An 18248-nucleotide genomic window follows, 5' to 3' on the forward strand; every position below is an offset into this window, starting at 1 on the left:
CGCCGCATAATCCATATTTAACCAACACCCTCCGCGCCAACGGAGGTTATTTGGCATGTACAGAATTATAACAAGATTTTTTCCTGACACCAAGACCCCAAAGCTTGACAAACATTAGCTGGTTTTTGTTTCAGGCATCGTTTTCCTGTTTTCGACAATTTAGGTATGTTTGTGAATGCGTTGGGGAAAATAGGGGCGATGGAGGTGAGAGCCTGTGAAAGGAGACAAGATTTTCGGACTATGGCCATTATCAATGATGCTAATCTTGTCGGTTGGCCTCGTTAATCATGTTGTCGTTATTCCACTGCTCCTTGATTCCGCAAAGCGCGATGGCTGGATTAGTGTGTTGATATCCGTTCCGGTAGTGCTGTTGTGGGCGCTTTTTCCGCTAATGTCCATTCTAAAATCGATGAAAAACCAGTCGATTCACGCATGGCTGGATGGGCGTGTATCCGCATTTGCGAAGTGGGTGCTGTTAGCGCCGATAGTAGCTTTGCTTTTATTTACAGTTTTTCATACGGTCATCGATGCTGTTTCGTTTGCAAATGCCACCTATATCCCACTTACGCCGGATATCGTTGTTTCCTTCGTATTTGTCTTATTATGTGCATACGGCGCATTGGCGGGGCTGCGGACGATTGCATTCGTTTCATGCATATTGCTTCCGATTGTGGTCATTCTAGGCGATTTTGTTATGTCAGCGAACATTCCACACAAGGATTATAAATTTTTGCTGCCGATTGCTGAACATGGCTTTGGCCCGATTCTTAATGGCTCGTTATATTCGCTTAGTGCGTTAGCCGAAATCTATGTTCTGATTTTAGTCCAGCCCCATATTGGCCGCAAATTTGGCCGTAAAGGGCTGAGTCTTCTTATCCTGTTTTTGGCGATTCTTTCGCTAGGGCCGTTCACTGGAACAATCGCAGAGTTTGGCCCTTCAGAAGGGGAGAAGCTTCGCTTCCCGGCCTTCTCGCAATGGCGTTTGGTAACGATCGGGAACTATATCGAGCATGTTGATTTTTTTGCGATTTACCAATGGATGTCAGGCTCGTTCATTCGAACTTCCATGGCGCTTTATCTGGTTACAGAATTGCTGTTCCGCAAGCGCCGTGCACAAATTCATGGGATCATCTGGCTGGCGCTATTTTTCGTGATCGTGACGACAGCTACGCTGCATAGGCAAATTATTTATCGTGATTTGCTGCGACAATACTTTTACTACACCGGCATGTTAGTTCTATTGCTTACGCTCTTGTTGTGGGGGATAGCGGCTGGAAGCAAGAAGCAAGGGAACGGCAAGGCGTCTGGGCAGCGGGCCCAGAAGGGTGAACAATTGCCCGAAGGAGGCGATAACAGTGAAGCAAACATTGAATCCAACGCATAAAAAGGAGGGACCAGCGGCCGATCGCTCATTATCGCGATGGATAGATGCTGTTAATCTCTGTGGGGATGTTAGCACGCGCCATATACCTGTCGGCAAAAATGGCGGGGCGACGGTGTATCTATTCTATTGCATCGGTATGATAGATAGCCGTGAGTTTCAAATGAGCGTATTGGATCAGCTTGAGCATTGGGAGCCGATTGATGGACATACTTCACCGCCTATTTTTATTCCACTGGAAGACGACACCAGCGAGGAAATGGCGTTTCAAGCGTTAGCCTCGGGAACGTTAATTGCCATTATCGAGGACCGTTGGTATCGGGCGGACATCAATAGCCAGCCCGGGCGCCAACCTGAGGAATCGACGATGGAAGTTTCGCTTAAAGGCCCGCGGGATGGCTTTGTCGAGAAAATCGAAACCAATATCGCGCTTGTGCGCAAACGTCTGCGGACACCTGATTTACGGTTTGAATTCCGGACGATAGGCAGTGCTACAGGAACGCAGGTTGCGGTTCTCTACATGGCGAACAAAGCTGAAACTTATCTAATTGAAGAGATGAGGCGGCGCTTGGATGAGGTTAAGATTGAAGCCTTATATAGTTCTACCCAGCTAGAGGAGCTAATCTCAGACCGCCCAATGTCATTGTTCCCGCTAGTTGATTACATGGGACGGCCAGATTTTGTCGTTGAAGCACTCATGAATGGGCGGCTGGCCGTTATTGTGGATGGGTCTCCTTCAGCGATCATTGCGCCAACCTCCATCACGTTGTTGATCAAATCGCCAGAGGATACGCATCTGCCGTATCATTATGTCTCACTTGAGCGGTTATTGCGTGCCATGGGGTTGGCAATTGCGTTATGCGTGCCGGGTTTTTGGGTAGCGCTCTCTGCCTTCAATAGCGATCAAATTCCGTTCGTCATGCTTGCTACCGTGACGGTATCACGTTCAGGATTGCCCATGTCTGCCCCTATGGAGATGATGTTAATGCTGGCGATGTTCGAGCTGTTTCGAGAGGCGGGCGTTCGCCTGCCTCGTCCGGTCGGCCAGACCGTATCTGTAGTCGGAGGGCTAATTGTCGGGGATGCAGCCATACGGGCAGGCCTCACGTCACCTACGATGCTCGTTGCAGCTGCTGTAACCGCCGTTGCGACGTTTACGCTCGTAAACCAGAATTTGAATGGCTCGGTGAGCGTGATCCGGCTGTTTATATTAGTGCTGTCCTCTATACTTGGCATTTTCGGATTATTCGTCGGGCTGTTCGTAGTTGTCGTGTACATGTGTTCCTTGGAATCGTTCGGCCAGCCTTATATGTTGCCGCTCGCGCCATTCCGCTGGAAACAGGCACTTGGCGCACTGCTTCAACTGCCGTGGTCGCTGCGGCGGGGCAGGCGCAAAGGGCAAGGCGGCAGTGCATGATCGCGCGTAACATAGGCAAGGCCATTCGATTGCTGCTGGCTGCAGCCGTGATGCTGGCAATAAGCGGCTGCTGGGACGAGGTTGATTTGCAGGAAGTCGGCTATGTAACGGCTATGGGCATAGACTACGTAGACGGCAAGTATGAGTTGTATGGCGAGATGATTGGCTTCAATACCATTGCCAAGTCAGAGGGTACCCAACCGGCAGAAGGGGCTAACACATGGGTTGGTCGCGCGGAAGGAAAAACGCTGTTGGTTGCTTTTCAACAATTAATGAGATCTACGCAATATCAGCTCAGCCTGGATCATTTGAAGTCGCTCGTGATCAACCAGCGTGCATTGGGCATGCTTGATGAGGTGCTAGACGGATTGAACCGGCAGCGGGCATCACGGTATACCGTGTGGGTATTCGGTACGCAGGAACCGTTTGATAAGCTGTTTGGGGCAGATACGATTTTTAACCGTTCCCCCCTTGTTAGCGTGTTGTACTCACCTAGGCTCATTTTTCAACAGGACAGCTCTTACTTGCCTTTAAATATGCAAATGTTTATTCAACAGCTCGATGAGCCGAGCTATACGACGGTGTTGCCGAATTTGAGCACGAATAACGTTGCATGGAAGCAACAGCAAAAGTCTCTCAATCTCTACGAACTAAATGGCGTCTACACGTTTAAGAACCGCGAATACAACAATTATATTGCGGATAGCCAAATTAATGGGTTGCGTTGGATTCAACCTGAATTTTCACATTCGATTATCGGGTTTCCGATTGGTGATGGCCGCGTTTCAATATCCGTTGATAAGGTGAAGTGGACAATCAAGGATGGGGGCGGGATCCCGCGGCGATTCCGAGTACAGCTTAAGCTTCACATACATACAATCGAAATCGAGGGAGAGCACACAGCCAAGCAGATTGAGGAAGCCACGAGCCAGTTCGTGAAAAATGAGGTAAAAAAAACGTTTTTGGCAGGGCTGGAGAAGAAATCCGACCTGTTGCAATTAAGGCTCCACCTGTATCGTTATCACAATGCATACTGGAAGAAATATGCATCGAATGATAATTGGCTGCCAGGTGCGGATGATGTGACGATTGAAGTCAATAGCGTATTAAAGAATAGCGGCAAATACGACTTGAGGGATTAATCCGGTCGCGACCGATGATTTCGTTTGTTAAAAAACAATAAAACAGCGGCTTGGCACTTGAAATATGGACGCAAAATGAGTATTATAAAGTTGGTTGTTAGCACTTGACTCGTATGAGTGCTAACGAAAGAAAAGACGTAACATTTTCAAAAGGAGGCTATTTTTCATGATCAAACCTTTGGGTGAACGCGTATTGGTAGAGCCGATCGCGAAAGAAGAAACGACGGCAAGCGGAATCTTGCTTCCAGACACGGCGAAAGAGAAGCCGCAAGAAGGCAAAATCATCGCGGTAGGCAGCGGCACGCTGAAAGACGGCGCTCGCATCGCGCTTGAAGTACAGGTTGGCGATCGCGTCCTGTTCTCCAAATACGCAGGAACAGAAATCAAATACGAAGGCAAAGAGTATTTGATTATGAAGGAAAGCGACATTCACGCGATCCTGGGCTAATCGCCTGCGATTGAATCGACATACAAGCAAGTCCATAACGGAGCGGAAGCTCTGCATACATTAACCAATTAATGGGAGGTCATTGACGATGGCAAAAGAAATCAAATTCGGCGAAGACGCTCGCCGCGCTATGCTGCGCGGGGTAGACGCGCTTGCTAACGCAGTGAAAGTGACGCTCGGCCCTAAAGGCCGTAACGTCGTATTGGAGAAAAAATTCGGCAGCCCGTTGATCACGAACGACGGCGTTTCCATTGCAAAAGAAATCGAGCTCGAAGATGCATTCGAGAACATGGGCGCACAGCTTGTTAAAGAAGTTGCGACTAAAACGAATGATGTTGCTGGTGACGGCACGACGACGGCTACGGTTCTTGCTCAAGCCATGATCCGTGAAGGCCTCAAGAACGTAACAGCGGGCGCTAACCCAATGGTTATCCGCAAAGGCATCGAGAAAGCAGTTCGCGCTGCTATCACGGAACTGCAATCGATCGCTAAACCGATCGAAGGCAAACAATCGATCGCACAAGTTGCTTCGATCTCCTCGGCTGACGAAGAAGTAGGCCAATTGATCGCAGAAGCAATGGAAAAAGTTGGCAACGACGGCGTTATTACGGTTGAAGAATCCAAAGGCTTCGCTACGGAGCTTGAAGTGGTTGAAGGCATGCAATTCGACCGCGGCTACCTGTCGCCTTACATGATCACGGATACGGATAAAATGGAAGCTGTCCTCGACAACCCATACATCCTCATCACGGACAAAAAAATTACGAACATTCAAGAGATCCTTCCGGTTCTCGAGAAAGTCGTTCAATCCGGCAAACAATTGCTGATCATCTCCGAAGACATCGAAGGCGAAGCGCTTGCTACGTTGCTCGTTAACCGCCTGCGCGGCACGTTCACGTGTGTAGGCGTTAAAGCTCCAGGCTTCGGCGACCGCCGCAAAGCTATGCTGGGCGATATCGCTGCTCTGACGGGCGGCCAAGTGATCACGGAAGAACTCGGCCTTGAGCTGAAATCGACGACGGTTGACCAACTTGGTACGGCTCGCCAAATCCGTGTAACGAAAGAAAACACGATCATCGTCGACGGCGCTGGCGACAAAGCCGACATCGATGTTCGCGTAAGCCAAATCCGTGCGCAGCTGGAAGAAACAACTTCCGACTTCGACCGTGAGAAACTGCAAGAGCGCCTGGCTAAACTAGCTGGCGGCGTAGCAGTTATCAAAGTCGGCGCAGCAACGGAAACAGAACTCAAAGAGCGCAAACTGCGCATCGAAGACGCCCTGAACTCGACGCGTGCAGCTGTCGAAGAAGGTATCGTATCCGGTGGCGGTACAGCACTCGTGAACGTATACAAAGCTGTTGCAGCTGTTAACGCAGTTGGCGACGAGCAAACAGGCGTTAACATCGTGCTTCGTTCCCTTGAGGAGCCAATTCGCACGATCGCAGCGAACGCAGGCCAAGAAGGCTCCGTTATCGTTGAGCGCCTCAAAAACGAAAAAATCGGCGTAGGCTACAACGCAGCTACTGGCGAGTGGGTAAACATGTTCGAAGCGGGCATCGTTGACCCAGCGAAAGTAACGCGCTCCGCGCTGCAAAACGCAGCATCCGTAGCAGCAATGTTCCTGACGACGGAAGCGGTTGTTGCCGACAAGCCAGAACCAAACAAACCAGCTATGCCGGATATGGGCGGCATGGGCGGTATGGGCGGCATGATGTAAGTAGTTTTTAAAAACCTTGATATATCAAGGGAAACGGGACCTTTCGGGGTCCCGTTTTTGTTTGAAAATAACAGAAAAATAACATGCTCTGTAGCCGCGAGAAATAAATATCGCTGTTTATATTAACATTCATTCGTATAGAATAGATAAGTAAAAGTCTATGTTATAAAATGATATAATTGGATGCAGGCTATTCATTTAATTAATTAGGCTAGAGAGGGAGTGAATGTATGGCGACAATCGTTAGCCAAAAATCAACGCCATTAACGGAACCTCCGAAATTTTTTATAGGCGAGTCTAATTTTACCCAATATATGCTAGGTGACTTCGTCTATGTAGATAAGACTTTATTTTTAAAAAAATGGTGGACAAACGGCGCTAAAGTATCTTTAATCGTAAGGCCGCGAAGATTTTCTAAAACGACTGTAATGTCAATGGTGGACACTTGGTTTAAGTGTACGGATGCTATGTTTCCGTTTATTGGAACGCAAATAATGGATGAGTTTCCGGATGATTTAATGAATGTTCGAGGAACCGTTGAGTCGATTTTCATGACTTTCAAGGACATTCATGCGACATCATGGCAGGGGCTTTACTCTGGATTGTCTAGATGCTTTAATGGGGTTCGAATCGAATACATGGATGAGTACCGTGAATATAAGCAATTTTTCAGTGAAAATGAGGTTCCGTTGGAGGAGGATTACGAGAGCCGAATAACGTTTTTATTGGATGAATTCGTTATGTTCATGCGATACTTATCCAAGGTCAAGGATAGGAAGCTTATTATTTTAATAGACGAGTACGATAAAATACTGATGGATGCCTCATCTCCAGTTGGAGGGTCCATTTACTTTGATAAAGTGCTTGCGATATACCGAAACTTTCTAAACTCATTGTTAAAAGACACCCCGTTTGTCGAGAGAGCCATCCTAACTGGGGTGCTTCCGCTGGCTGCCAACAGCGTGCTTAGTGCCTTCAACAATGCGGTTAAGGATTCATTCCTCGCGGCGACGTATGAGGACACTTTCGGATTCACGCCCGAAGAAACGGATGTGTTGACCTCGGGATGGATGAAAGAAGAAGAAAGAAGCGATTTAAACGATCTATTGTATGGGTATACATCCGGCAATTCGATTGTGTATAATCCATGGAGCGTTATTAACCGGATTACGTCTATCGCGAACGGCGACCCTTCCGCGATGAATACATGGTCTTCATCAGGCAATACGGATTGGATTGAATATCATCAAACGCTAAACGAAGAAGAGACGGAGAGTGTTTCTTCGTTGCTTATGGGGGAGCTGGTAACAGTCCCTATCAATCATGAGCTTAGCTATAAAGATAGTGTTAGCAATTTCACCAATTTTTTAACCTATGCTTTTTACACAGGGTATTTGTCTTTTGCGGAAGCAACTAGCGAATTAGTATCGTTCAGAGTCCCTAATAAAGAGGTTTTGAACGCTTGGATTTATAATTTGAATAAATTAGTTAATATTGGAACAACTCATAATTGGGCAACTATATTGGACGGATTGAATGCTAGTCCCGAGAGTGAGGATGAGCTTGAGGCAATATTGCATGATCTTCTTGATCAAAGCGGAAGCTATTGGGACATCGGAGTGAAGGAAAATGCCTATCACCTGTGGATTCTTGGACTGATGTGCTCGTTGACAGGCAGCCATAAAATTTCATCAAATAGGGAAGCAGGCGCTGGTCGATTTGATATTGCTGTTGTACCGCTCAGTGGATTCAAGAAAGCGAGAAATTACGTATTCGAGCTTAAGCAGTCATCGAACGTTTCAAGTTTAACAGAAGATGCGACAATGGCGGTCAAGCAAGTAAAGGACAATCGGTACTACCGGTTTTTCGAAAACGATAATGACATCGTCATTATTGGCTTGTCTGCATTCCGTAAGGAATTGGATGTAAAAATCGAGATATGCAAAAGGGAATCTTTAATTGAACATGCTGTGAAATTAAAGGAAAGCAAACAGAGGGGCAAAACCAAGCCGTAGGGAATAAAAAAGCTTACGGTTGAAGAAGGGGTCGTAACCGGCGAGCCTGCTGTTGCCGGCAAGCTAGAACTGAACAAGGGATCAAAATGATCGCAGCATCCCATTCATTGTTTTAATGAATTCTTTTCAATTGAAACTAGAGCCAGCAAGCAAGGCGCAAGAAATGGCAGAGGCGCATGAAGTGAATGAATAGCCATTTAAACAAAATCCCCCGAGCCGCTCTGGCTCGGGGGATTCGTTATTAGTCGCTGCACCGCACCAAGCGCTACAGCACCATCTCCAGAAACCGCGCCGCCCGCTCGCTCTCCGGCTTGGTGAAGAACTGCTCCGGCGTCGCTTTCTCGACGAGCAGCCCGCCGTCAAGGAAGTAGATGGTTCCCGCTGCTTCGCGTGCGAACTTCATCTCATGCGTGACGATGAGCATCGTCATGCCGGTTGAGGCAAGCCCTTGGATGACGGCGAGCACTTCCTTGACCATCTCGGGATCAAGCGCTGACGTAGGCTCGTCGAAGAGCATGACGTCCGGGTCCATGGCGAGGCTGCGCGCAATGGCGATACGCTGCTTTTGCCCGCCGGAGAGGCGGGACGGATATGCGTCGGCCTTGTCAGACAGGCCAACCCGTGCGAGCAAGCTAAGCGCAGTTTCATGTGCTTCATCGCGCGAGAGGCCTTTGACCCGCATCGGCGCGAACGTAATATTGTCCATGACGGTCATGTGCGGGAACAGGTGGAAATGCTGAAACACCATGCCGATCCGCTGCCGGATACGCGTTATATCGGTACGGGGATCGGTAATGACGGTTTTGTCGAACGTAATCTTGCCGCTTGTCGGCGTCTCCAGCAAGTTCAGACAACGCAGGAAAGTGGACTTGCCCGACCCGGACGGTCCGATAACAGCGACGACCTCGCCTTTCTCCACCGTCGTCGAAATGCCGCGCAGCACCTCGTGTTTGCCATACGATTTCGTTAATTGTTCTACATTAATCACTGCGGCGCAGCCTCCTTTCGAGCAGACGGGCAAGCGTTGTAAGAATGAGCACAAGGCAGTAATAGATCGCTCCGACGAACAGCAGCGCTTCGAAGGCGCGGAATGTCCCTGCCTGTACGACGCTGGCGCGGCGCATCAAATCCCCCACACCGATAACGGAGACGAGTGATGATTCCTTGAGCAGTGCGACGCATTCATTGACGAGCGCGGGCAAAATGTTTTTCACTGCCTGCGGCATAATAATGCTTCGCATCATCGTCCGATACGGGATGCCAAGCGCCATGGCGGCTTCGCGTTGCCCGCGATCGACGGCCATGATGCCGCCCCGGATCGTCTCCGACAAATAGGCAGCCGAGTTGAGCCCGAAGGCAAGCCCTGCAGCCAGCAGCGCCGGGATATCGTAATCGAACAGCTGCGGCGTTGCAAAGTAGATAATAAACAGCTGCAAGAGCAGCGGCGTGCCGCGGAACACGGACGTATAAACCGTGGCGAATAGTTGCAGCGGGCGAATTGATGAGATTTTGAACAGCGTTAGAATGGAGCCCCAGACGAAGCCGAACAGCGCCGATACGAGCGTGAACAGCAGCGTCACGAAAATGCCGCGCACGAGATATCCGACATACCCGTTCAAAACGCTAAAGTCCAAATTGCTGTGATTGCCCGTCTGCGTGCCTGTTTGCTGGTTAAACCACTTATCGATCATCTTCTGCTTCTCGCCTGATGAATCCAGTGCTGCAAGCTCCGTGTTAAATGGGGCGACAAGCGCAGACCCTTTCGGGAAGGCAATAGCATAACCCTCATCTTCATCGCCTGATGGGATCATCGTAAAGGCCAGATCGGCATTCGATTCGATGTATCCGATTGCGACCGCATCCTCGACGATGGCCGCATCGATGCGGTTAGACTTAAGCTCCTGAATGAGAGCGGAGATCGTGTTGAGCTTCGTGACCTTCGCATTGTTCAGGCCAGCAATGGCCGTTTCTTGCGTGGAGCCAAGCTGGACGCCGATTCTCCCGTTTTCAAGCTCTTGCAGTGTAGTGAAAGGTTTCTTCTTCTTGGACACAATCGTATTGCGTGCTGAATAGTACGAGTCAGAGAAATCGACGTTCTCTTTGCGCTCAGGTGTTACGGACATGCCTGACATGACAAAATCGACCCGGCCCGTCTGCAGCGCGGCGATCAGCCCGTTGAAGTCCATAGCAGAGATCTCTAATTTGCAGCCGAGTTTCGATGTAATCGCCTTGGCGATATCAATATCTAGCCCAACGATTTCCCCTCCATGCTTGGCATCGACGTTCTCGTATGGCGGATAGTCTGGGGACGTGCCCATGACGAGCGTTTTGCCATCTTGGCATAAGGAAGTGACCGCATTCGATGTTAGGGTGTTCGCACCGCTTCGATCCGTAGGTCCAAACACGCCTAGCAGGATAAATACGATCAACGTGAGGGCGAGTATTCTCACAATTGCGCTTTTGTTCATAGTAAGCCATGCACCTCTGGTAATGAAATCATATTGCTTATGTAGCCTACTTGCTTAGCCAACTTCCGTCAACAAGCGGATTATGGTAAATATAAACGATAAATTCCTGCTGCTGAATAGATTGGATAAGACCAACGGGTTCCTATCCAGTCTTTCTGAAATTGTGCAGGTTTGGCTTATTTTTCACCCTGAATCCCGTATCTATTCGGATGGGATATGGGATGTGTGTTGGACCATGGCACGCCAAAAAGAGGCTTCATTATGAGTGCGTTAAACTCATGGGAAGCCTCTTTATAGTTTCTTTTACAGTTTCTTTACAGTTCCTTCGTACAGTCGCTTATGATCTCGAATGCAGCGAGCGCAAATAAGTTTTAACTTCTTCAGGAGCCCGAATTATACCGAATACGCGAACCTTGCCGAACGTTTTTCTCGCAAGATCGATTGTAATGTCGTTGGCGACGATAAGCCCTCCGATCAAGTTGATATCGAGGAGAAGGCCGTCACGTTCAGCCTCTTCAAGCTTCTCGCGGCTGAACTCCAGCACGCCGACTACAAAATACTTCTTTTCTTTCAATTCCTTAATGACAGAAGAATGGCTGTCCAACTGGCTTTTGATCGCAATGCGAATAAAATCGGTACGATTATTGTAGTAGCCCTGATCGACTAACAAATCGATTTGCCCAAGATCGACGGGACCAAGATTGATGCTCACTTTTTCTAAATCAGCCATTGCCTCAACTCCAAATATTCAACTGGTTATTGTCTACAATATGCCTGCTATTCAGAGTGCTGTCAAGCCGATTTTTGGAAAAATAGCATTGCATATATTGGCATTTAATACTAATATGTATTCCGTGGGGATGGTTAATGGATTCCTTTAGGAATCCAAATGGATGTTGTAGCAGTGAATTTGTATTAGAGAGGATGCTGGATATGAAGCCTCAGAAGACAGTTAGGAGATTGCTAGCCTATATGATTCAATTTAAGCATTCGTATGCCATATTGATGTGTACCACGCTGCTCGGCATTACGCTTGAGCTTGGCCTTGCGTGGTATTTGGCGCAAGTAACGAATGCGGCTATCGGCGCGGATCACAGCAGATGGCTTTCTTTAGTTACGGCAGGCCTAATGCTGCTGTTCTTTACGGTGTTGAATAGCTTTATCGATATTTACTTTAAGGCACGCGTTTCATCTTTAATCCGCAATAAGATTCGCCGAGATACGATGGGCAAATTGCTTCGTTTGCCGGAGTCTTTTTATGCCCAGCATCACTCAGGCGAGCTGCTCAGCAGGGTCATTAACGACAACCAAGCGATCGGCCAAGCATGCACGGAAACAATTATCGCTTTGGCACGTAATCCGCTGCTTGTTGCCTTCTCTTTTATTTATTTGTTAGCTATTAATTGGAAGCTGGCTCTCATTTGTTTATTTATCGGTCCCATGACCTTTATGATAGGCAAAATATTCGGCAATGCGCTCCGTGCCAACGCCCAGCAGCTCCAGCACCAGAACGCGAAGGTAGCTTCGTTGATTACGGAAATCGTCGGCACAACGGTTGTGTTCAAAACCTTCAGGCTTCAAGGAAAACTATTCCACAAATTCGAGGGAAGCAGTGGTGAAATTAGCAAATATGAAATTAAAGGAGGCCGCATTAATGCTAAACTTGCGGCTGCAGCGAACACAGTAGGGCACTTATCCTTTATCGTGACGTTTATCGCTGGGGCATATTTCGTGTCTAAAGGCGAAATGGCCATTGGCGGATTGATCGCATTTATACAACTAATGAATCATCTCACTTGGCCGTTTACAGGCATGGCTGCCTTATGGGGAGGATTCCAACAGTCATTAGGCGCCGCCGATCGAATCTTCAGCCTGATGGATGAACAGGCAGAGTGCGAACGGTTCCCCGAATCGTTGTTAGCGCCTACGCCGGGCGGAAGCTTGAAGCTGGATCAAGTTTCGTTTGGCTATGCCGAAGACCAGCGTGTCCTTCGCGATATTTCATTGCACATTGAGCCAGGTGAGACTGTAGCAATCGTCGGGCCAAGCGGCAGCGGGAAATCAACACTATTCAGTTTGCTGCTTGGCTTGTACAAGGCGGAGCAGGGGACAATTCGGATAGCAAACAACGATATTGCATCGATGAACATCCATGAGCTGCGGAACTGCTTCTCGCTTGTGCCGCAAGGCAACCAGCTGTACAGCGGGACGATTCGGGAAAATATTGCGGCAGGCAATCCGGCAGCATCGGAAGATGACATTGTTGAAGCGGCACGTAATGCGAACGCTTACGGCTTTATTATGCAGCTTCCAGCAGGGCTCGACACGGATATCGGGGAAGGCGGGGCTATTTTATCGGGCGGCCAGAAACAACGAATAGCAATCGCTCGCGCACTGCTGCATCAAGCCCCGATCCTGCTGCTGGATGAAGCGACTTCAGCGTTGGACAGCGAGTCCGAACGGTTGGTCCAAGAGGCACTCGGGAAGCTGATGGCCGGACGCACAACCATTATTATCGCCCATCGGTTGTCGACTGTTCGTAACGCAGGCCAAATCATCGTACTAGATAATGGCGAAATATCCGCAAGGGGCACCCATGAGGAGCTAATGTCGAAGGATGGTTTGTATAAGAAAATGATTAGAAATTTGGCGCATGATGAGCTTGCCGATGTTAGCGCATAGGCATAATCGAATATCGCTGGGCGTATGTTGAAGGATGGGCAATTGAGCAGTATCAGCAAGCAGGCCAACCAACATAGGAGGACATCCAATGGAAACGTTCGGCAGAGGCTGCCTGTACATTGTCGCTGGCTTAATCGTGCTAATGATTCTTGCCTTTCTTGTCGGCGGGACGATTACGATCCCATGGATTATTTTGATCCCGCTTATCTTGTTAGCCTTCTGGGCTGCATCACGCAAGAGCAAGTAGAGATAGCATCAGGGAAGGGTGAGGCGCTTTGCGCTTCGCTTCTTTTTCGTATACGATATTTAATAGTAGAATCATGCGCAGTAGCGGTGAGCAGATAGAAGGAGCGATTAGGGTGGCAAATATAGCGAAAAAGCCGGCGGTCGACGTGCATGTCCTGACAGGCTTTCTTGGCAGCGGCAAGACGACATTGCTGAAGCGGCTGTTGGATGAATACGAAGCGCAGGGCAAGAAAGCGGCGGTCGTCATGAACGAGCTAGGCGACGTCAATCTCGACGGGTTAGAAGTAGAATCGGAAGTGCCAATGGCGGAGCTGCTTGGCGGGTGCATTTGCTGCTCGATTCGTGGCGATTTGAGCATGGAGCTCAAGCTGTTGATCGACGAGCATCAGCCTGATGTGGTGCTAATCGAAGCAACGGGCGCGGCTAATCCGTTCGAAATGATCGATGGCGTGACAGAGACAGCGATGTACTCGCCAGTTGAGTTGAAATCGATCATCGTCGTAGTGGACGGTCCTGAGCTGCTGGCTCGGAGCCGCAGCGGCGGCCAGACATTCAAGTTAATGAAGGAACAGGTTCGCAGTGGGACGAGATTGCTGCTGAACAAGGCGGACCGCCTCGCGGGCGAACAATTGATAGAGGCGGAGCAGCTCATTCGTGAAATTAACGGGTATGCGCCGATTCTAGCAACCGTGCGTTGCGCCGTGGATAGCGAGTGGCTTACTCGCATCGTTTCGCCCGGCGAAGCTGGACAGCTGCATAACCATCAACAAGAGACCGCTGGAAATGGGGACAAGCATTCGCATCATGTTTGTGGACCGAACTGCGAGCATAGCCATGGCCACGCGCATCACGAGGAAGGCCATAGCGACGATACGGCCGCTGCGCCGCAACATCACGCCCATCATTCGCATGAGCATGTCATGGCGCTAACGCATTATTTGAACCAGCCGGTTGATAGCCATCAATTTGAAGCTTTCCTGAAGTCGTTGCCAGATAATGTGTACCGGGCGAAAGGCGTCGTTACGTTCCGGGATAGCGAGACAGCTAGCCGATTCCTGTTCCAATATGCATACAAGGAAACGGATTTTATGCGCATTACGCCGCAGGGCAAGGTTCATGATGTAGCGGTATTTATCGGCGAGCATTTCTCGCGGCAAGATCTGCTGCAAGAGCTCGCGAAGCTTGAGAATAATGGCTAGCACCTATCGGGATGCATAGGTTTTGGCAATAAAGCCCATACTATTCCCGATTCTACAACGGGAGGTATGTAGCATGAAGGCGTTACGCACAAAAGGGCTCGCATTCGGGATTTCTGCCGCGCTGCTGTTAACGGCGGTCCCTTCGGTTGCAGGTGCAACTGCTGTGCCTGAAGACCAGACAAGGCCGGGCGCAGAGCTTCGGCATCAAGATGAGGGGCATGGTCCAGGACACGGCTTTGGCCATGGCCGCCATGACGAGAAGCATCGGCTAGAGCGCCTGAAATATGTTGCCCGCTATTTTGACATCAAGACAGACGGCAAAGAAGGCAAGCAGCTGTATGAGGAAATACAAGCGGCGAAGAAAGCAAATCCGCAAAAATGGGAAACGTTCAAAGCGGAACATCGCGCAAAATTCGAAGAGCGCATTAAGGAAGCGGCCCGCTACTTCAGCATCTCGACAGACGGAAAGTCTGTGGAGCAGTTGCACAAGGAACTGCGCGCAGCCCGTGAAGCGAACCCGGAGAAGTGGAAGGCGTTTCTATTGGAGAAACGGAACCAGCATGACGCGAACAAGCGCCGGCAAATGGGCGATAACGCCAATAAAAACGAGCGTGCAACAAGCGATCCAGGCAACAGCATGTAATGGGCAACAGAAGCTAAGCCTCTGCCGTCGGAATGGAGTTCCGGGATAGAGGCTTAGCTTCTTTTTTGAGCCAAATTATGATACTGTCAACTAGTGAAACTTGTTCTTATTCTACGATTCGGAGGCTCCCTCTATGAAGTATGATGTGCTGTATGAAGGCGCGTTCGCCATGCTGAAGGTGAAGTTGGAGCGCGGCGAGAGCGTAAAGGCTGAGATGGGCGCGATGGTCTCGATGTCGCCTTCCATTGATCTAACGGGAACGGTTGATGGCGGCATTATGCGTGGCCTGGGACGTATGCTAAGTGGAGAAAAGTTTTTCTTCCAAGAGCTTGTTGCAGCTAGAGGCGGCGGCGAAGTGCTGCTCTCCCCGACGACGATGGGCGATATTCAAGCCGTAGAGCTGGATGGCTCCTATAAGCTTCTCGTACAGAAGGATGGATTTCTTGCTGGAACGAGCGGCATTGAAGTAAATACGAAGATGCAAAATTTGAGCCGCGGCTTGCTCTCTGGCGAAGGTTTCTTTATTGTCGAGATTAGCGGCAGGGGCACAGTGTTCATTTCGTCCTATGGATCGATTCATGCGATTAATCTTGCACCGGGCGAGGAAGTCATCGTCGATAACGGGCACTTGGTTGCATGGCCGGATTACGTTCAATATAACATTGAGAAAGCATCCAAGGGTTGGCTGAACAGCCTCAAAAGCGGTGAAGGCGTTGTCTGCCGGTTCCGGGGCGAAGGTGTTGTCCTGATTCAAACCCGCAATCCAAAAGGGTTCGGCAGTTGGGTGAAACAGTTTCTGCCCGGGTCATAACCGAGGAACAAGAGCAGCTAATCAGGCTTGCTCTTTTTTTAATTCCACCCGTTGACAGCTCTGCGAATGGGTGATAATCTATGGTTAATTATTCTTATGAGTTTTATCGGAATTAAACAATGCATACGGCTGACTGTTCTGAACAGAGGCGTTGCTCACTCTCCATTAAGGGAGTGGCGCAATCCTCTGTTTTTTTGTTTTCTAGGGGATTGCATTGGTCCAGATGGGGAAAGGGGAGTTCATTTTGCATAATGGGGCATTCACTTCATCAAGCAGGCAGCCGGGCAAATGGGCATTGTTTGGGCTCGCGCTCATCTTGCCAGCAACCGTCCTGCTCCTGTGGCAGTTGCTCGGAGATCTAGGTTATCTCTCAGAGCTGCTGTTTCCGACGCCGTATACGATAGGCCAGTCGTTCGTTGATCTGGCGCGATCCGGCGATTTGTGGGCGAACTTCCGGATTAGCGCGTTCCGTGCCTTCGCTGGCTTCTTATTGGGCGGCGGTATCGGATTGGCTGCTGGGCTTGCAGTTGGGCTGTCCCGGCCGGCCGAGAAGCTGTTAGACCCTTCGCTCCAAATGATTCGAATGGTTCCCAGCTTAGCGATTGTGCCATTATTCATTCTCTGGTTCGGGATCGGCGAGGAATCCAAAGTGCTGCTCATTGCCAAAGGCGCGCTGTTCCCCGTTTATATCCAAACGTATCTCGGCATCCGCAACGTGGACAACAAGCTGTTCGAGGTAGCACGCGTTCTCGGATTCAGTAGGTGGAAACGATTGATGCGGCTTGTGCTGCCTGCGGCAACGCCGAATATTTTGCTCGGGCTGCGCTTATCGCTTGGGCTATCTTGGCTAGGGCTAGTTGTGGCGGAGCTTATCGCATCCACCTCGGGAATCGGCTATATGATGTCCGATGCCCGCCAATTCGCAGATACGCCGGTCGTCTTCGTCGGAATTATCGTGTTTGCTGCCGCGGGGTTAACGACGGATACGATTGTACGTTACATCGAGGAAAGGCTGCTTCGGTGGAAAGAACGGTACACAGGGTAGAGGAGGCTAATCGGGCGTATGGGCAATCAAACAGAAGCGATCGTACGGCAGCGGGATTCGATCAGCCGAGAACCTGTGGCGCACGCTGCTTCAACAGCGGCACATGCGGCATCAGCAGTCCCGGCATTGGGAGGCAAGCTGCCTGAAGAAGCGGCTAGGCAGGCTCCAGGCAGTGATGGGCAAGGAAATGTGGTTCGTAACGGCGCGCTTACAGAAAGGCCGCCTAGGTGGAGGGGGCGTTCGCTGCTAACGGACATCGCGCTTGGCGCATTGCTGCCTGTGTTCGCGGTAGCATTTTGGCAGCTGGCAGGGGAGCTCGGTTGGATTTCGACGGTGTTTTTGCCGACGCCGATTGCAATTGCTGAAACGTTCGGCAAGCTGCTCTTATCCGGTGAGCTGCTTCATCATCTTGGGGTAAGCATTGGCAGGGCTGCGCTGGGCTTTGCGATTGGCGGCTCGCTTGGGCTGCTGCTGGGCCTGATTACCGGTTTATTCCGCAGAGCGGAATATTTGCTGGACCCAAGCTTGCAGGTGCTGCGCTTGGTGCCACATTTGGCGATAGCGCCGCTTCTTATTTTGTGGTTCGGCTTTGGCGAGGTTTCCAAGGTGGTCATTATTACGACAGGGGCCTTCTTCCCGCTTTATATCAACACATTCTTAGGCATACGCAATGTGGATGCTCGATTGTTCGAAGTGACCAGCGTGCTTCAATTTAATTGGCGCACAAGAATAACCAAGCTTATCCTTCCAGCAGCGCTTCCTGAATTGTTAATTGGCCTGCGCTTATCGCTCGCCGTTGCTTGGATTGGCTTGGTCGTCGCCGAGCTGATCGGAGCTACATCTGGAGTGGGCTTTCTTATTAATCTGGCGAAGCAGGAATCTGATACGGGCACGATATTCGTCGGCATCCTGATCTTCGCAATTGTAGGCAAGCTAATCGATTCACTGGTTCGGCTGCTGGAGCGCAAATGGCTGTTTTGGCGGGATGCCTATCAAGGGTAGGGAAATTCCAACATTAATTTCAACCATCATTT

Annotated in this window: 16 protein-coding genes; 13 read left to right on the plus strand and 3 right to left on the minus strand. The window is 49.8% G+C overall.

The genetic code is table 11. From position 1 onward, the window contains the following. Window positions 1–214 precede the first annotated feature (214 nt). The 6 genes from GON22_RS21270 to GON22_RS21295 all read left to right on the plus strand — a co-directional run bounded on the left by GON22_RS21270 (window position 215) and on the right by GON22_RS21295 (window position 8120). Window positions 215–1384 (plus strand): endospore germination permease, encoded by a 1170-nt coding sequence (locus GON22_RS21270; protein WP_160398132.1) that lies wholly within the window; start codon window positions 215–217, stop codon window positions 1382–1384. Next, window positions 1356–2798, plus strand: a complete 1443-nt coding sequence (locus GON22_RS21275) for a spore germination protein (protein ID WP_160398133.1) — start codon at window positions 1356–1358, stop codon at window positions 2796–2798. Before GON22_RS21270 ends, GON22_RS21275 begins: the two co-directional genes overlap by 29 nt. After that, entirely contained in the window at window positions 2795–3940 is a 1146-nt protein-coding gene (locus GON22_RS21280; protein WP_160398134.1) for a Ger(x)C family spore germination protein, read from the plus strand. Before GON22_RS21275 ends, GON22_RS21280 begins: the two co-directional genes overlap by 4 nt. A gap of 166 nt (window positions 3941–4106) precedes the next feature. After that, window positions 4107–4388, plus strand: coding sequence for a co-chaperone GroES (gene groES, locus GON22_RS21285; protein ID WP_160398135.1), 282 nt, complete (start codon window positions 4107–4109; stop codon window positions 4386–4388). A gap of 88 nt (window positions 4389–4476) precedes the next feature. Beyond that, on the plus strand, window positions 4477–6105 hold the full coding sequence (groL, locus tag GON22_RS21290; protein WP_160398136.1) for a chaperonin GroEL: 1629 nt from the start codon (window positions 4477–4479) through the stop codon (window positions 6103–6105). 230 nt (window positions 6106–6335) lie between these two features. Next, a complete protein-coding gene (locus GON22_RS21295; protein ID WP_160398137.1) occupies window positions 6336–8120 on the plus strand; it encodes an AAA family ATPase in 1785 nt (594 codons plus the stop codon). A 265-nt stretch (window positions 8121–8385) separates the two neighbouring features. On the opposite strand, the gene GON22_RS21300 is transcribed toward GON22_RS21295, so the two are convergent. The 3 genes from GON22_RS21300 to GON22_RS21310 form a co-directional block, all read right to left on the minus strand. Further along, window positions 8386–9108 carry an ATP-binding cassette domain-containing protein gene (locus tag GON22_RS21300; RefSeq protein ID WP_160398138.1) on the minus strand — a complete coding sequence of 241 codons (723 nt, stop codon included), beginning with the start codon at window positions 9106–9108 and terminating at the stop codon, window positions 8386–8388. Then, window positions 9101–10588, minus strand: a complete 1488-nt coding sequence (locus tag GON22_RS21305) for an ABC transporter substrate-binding protein/permease (RefSeq protein WP_160398139.1) — start codon at window positions 10586–10588, stop codon at window positions 9101–9103. The genes GON22_RS21300 and GON22_RS21305 overlap by 8 nt, the downstream gene beginning before the upstream one ends. Window positions 10589–10925: 337 nt before the next feature. Then, window positions 10926–11318 carry a CopG family transcriptional regulator gene (locus GON22_RS21310; RefSeq protein WP_160398140.1) on the minus strand — a complete coding sequence of 131 codons (393 nt, stop codon included), beginning with the start codon at window positions 11316–11318 and terminating at the stop codon, window positions 10926–10928. A 242-nt stretch (window positions 11319–11560) separates the two neighbouring features. Here GON22_RS21310 and GON22_RS21315 point away from each other — a divergent pair, with 242 nt between their 5' ends. The 7 genes from GON22_RS21315 (at window position 11561) to GON22_RS21340 (ending at window position 18216) form a co-directional block, all read left to right on the plus strand. Then, window positions 11561–13270, plus strand: coding sequence for an ABC transporter ATP-binding protein (locus tag GON22_RS21315; protein ID WP_160398141.1), 1710 nt, complete (start codon window positions 11561–11563; stop codon window positions 13268–13270). 88 nt (window positions 13271–13358) lie between these two features. Next, window positions 13359–13517, plus strand: a complete 159-nt coding sequence (locus tag GON22_RS25810; protein WP_202113410.1) for a hypothetical protein — start codon at window positions 13359–13361, stop codon at window positions 13515–13517. A gap of 112 nt (window positions 13518–13629) precedes the next feature. Continuing rightward, window positions 13630–14715 carry a CobW family GTP-binding protein gene (locus GON22_RS21320; protein ID WP_336604348.1) on the plus strand — a complete coding sequence of 362 codons (1086 nt, stop codon included), beginning with the start codon at window positions 13630–13632 and terminating at the stop codon, window positions 14713–14715. Between the two features lie 73 nt (window positions 14716–14788). Further along, window positions 14789–15358 (plus strand): hypothetical protein, encoded by a 570-nt coding sequence (locus GON22_RS21325; RefSeq protein WP_160398142.1) that lies wholly within the window; start codon window positions 14789–14791, stop codon window positions 15356–15358. 133 nt (window positions 15359–15491) lie between these two features. After that, a complete protein-coding gene (locus GON22_RS21330) occupies window positions 15492–16169 on the plus strand; it encodes a TIGR00266 family protein (RefSeq protein WP_160398143.1) in 678 nt (225 codons plus the stop codon). Window positions 16170–16392: 223 nt separating this feature from the next. Beyond that, window positions 16393–17214: an ABC transporter permease gene (locus GON22_RS21335; RefSeq protein ID WP_160398144.1), complete on the plus strand. Its 822-nt coding sequence runs from the start codon at window positions 16393–16395 to the stop codon at window positions 17212–17214. Between the two features lie 18 nt (window positions 17215–17232). Continuing rightward, window positions 17233–18216, plus strand: coding sequence for an ABC transporter permease (locus GON22_RS21340; RefSeq protein ID WP_237179285.1), 984 nt, complete (start codon window positions 17233–17235; stop codon window positions 18214–18216). Window positions 18217–18248: the final 32 nt, after the last annotated feature.

Origin of the sequence: Paenibacillus sp. MMS18-CY102 (assembly GCF_009789195.1) — a bacterium.
Classification (GTDB): Bacteria; Bacillota; Bacilli; order Paenibacillales; family Paenibacillaceae; genus Paenibacillus_T.

Bases quoted from the DNA above. Each gene is read 5' to 3' on its own strand.
- GON22_RS21280 (WP_160398134.1), top strand. From the start codon at position 2,795: ATGATCGCGCGTAACATAGGCAAGGCCATTCGATTGCTGCTGGCTGCA.
- groES (WP_160398135.1), top strand. From the start codon at position 4,107: ATGATCAAACCTTTGGGTGAACGCGTATTGGTAGAGCCGATCGCGAAA.
- groL (WP_160398136.1), top strand. From the start codon at position 4,477: ATGGCAAAAGAAATCAAATTCGGCGAAGACGCTCGCCGCGCTATGCTG.
- GON22_RS21295 (WP_160398137.1), top strand. From the start codon at position 6,336: ATGGCGACAATCGTTAGCCAAAAATCAACGCCATTAACGGAACCTCCG.
- GON22_RS21305 (WP_160398139.1), bottom strand. From the start codon at position 10,588: ATGAACAAAAGCGCAATTGTGAGAATACTCGCCCTCACGTTGATCGTA.
- GON22_RS21310 (WP_160398140.1), bottom strand. From the start codon at position 11,318: ATGGCTGATTTAGAAAAAGTGAGCATCAATCTTGGTCCCGTCGATCTT.
- GON22_RS21315 (WP_160398141.1), top strand. From the start codon at position 11,561: ATGATTCAATTTAAGCATTCGTATGCCATATTGATGTGTACCACGCTG.
- GON22_RS25810 (WP_202113410.1), top strand. From the start codon at position 13,359: ATGGAAACGTTCGGCAGAGGCTGCCTGTACATTGTCGCTGGCTTAATC.
- GON22_RS21325 (WP_160398142.1), top strand. From the start codon at position 14,789: ATGAAGGCGTTACGCACAAAAGGGCTCGCATTCGGGATTTCTGCCGCG.
- GON22_RS21330 (WP_160398143.1), top strand. From the start codon at position 15,492: ATGAAGTATGATGTGCTGTATGAAGGCGCGTTCGCCATGCTGAAGGTG.
- GON22_RS21335 (WP_160398144.1), top strand. From the start codon at position 16,393: ATGGGGAAAGGGGAGTTCATTTTGCATAATGGGGCATTCACTTCATCA.
- GON22_RS21340 (WP_237179285.1), top strand. From the start codon at position 17,233: ATGGGCAATCAAACAGAAGCGATCGTACGGCAGCGGGATTCGATCAGC.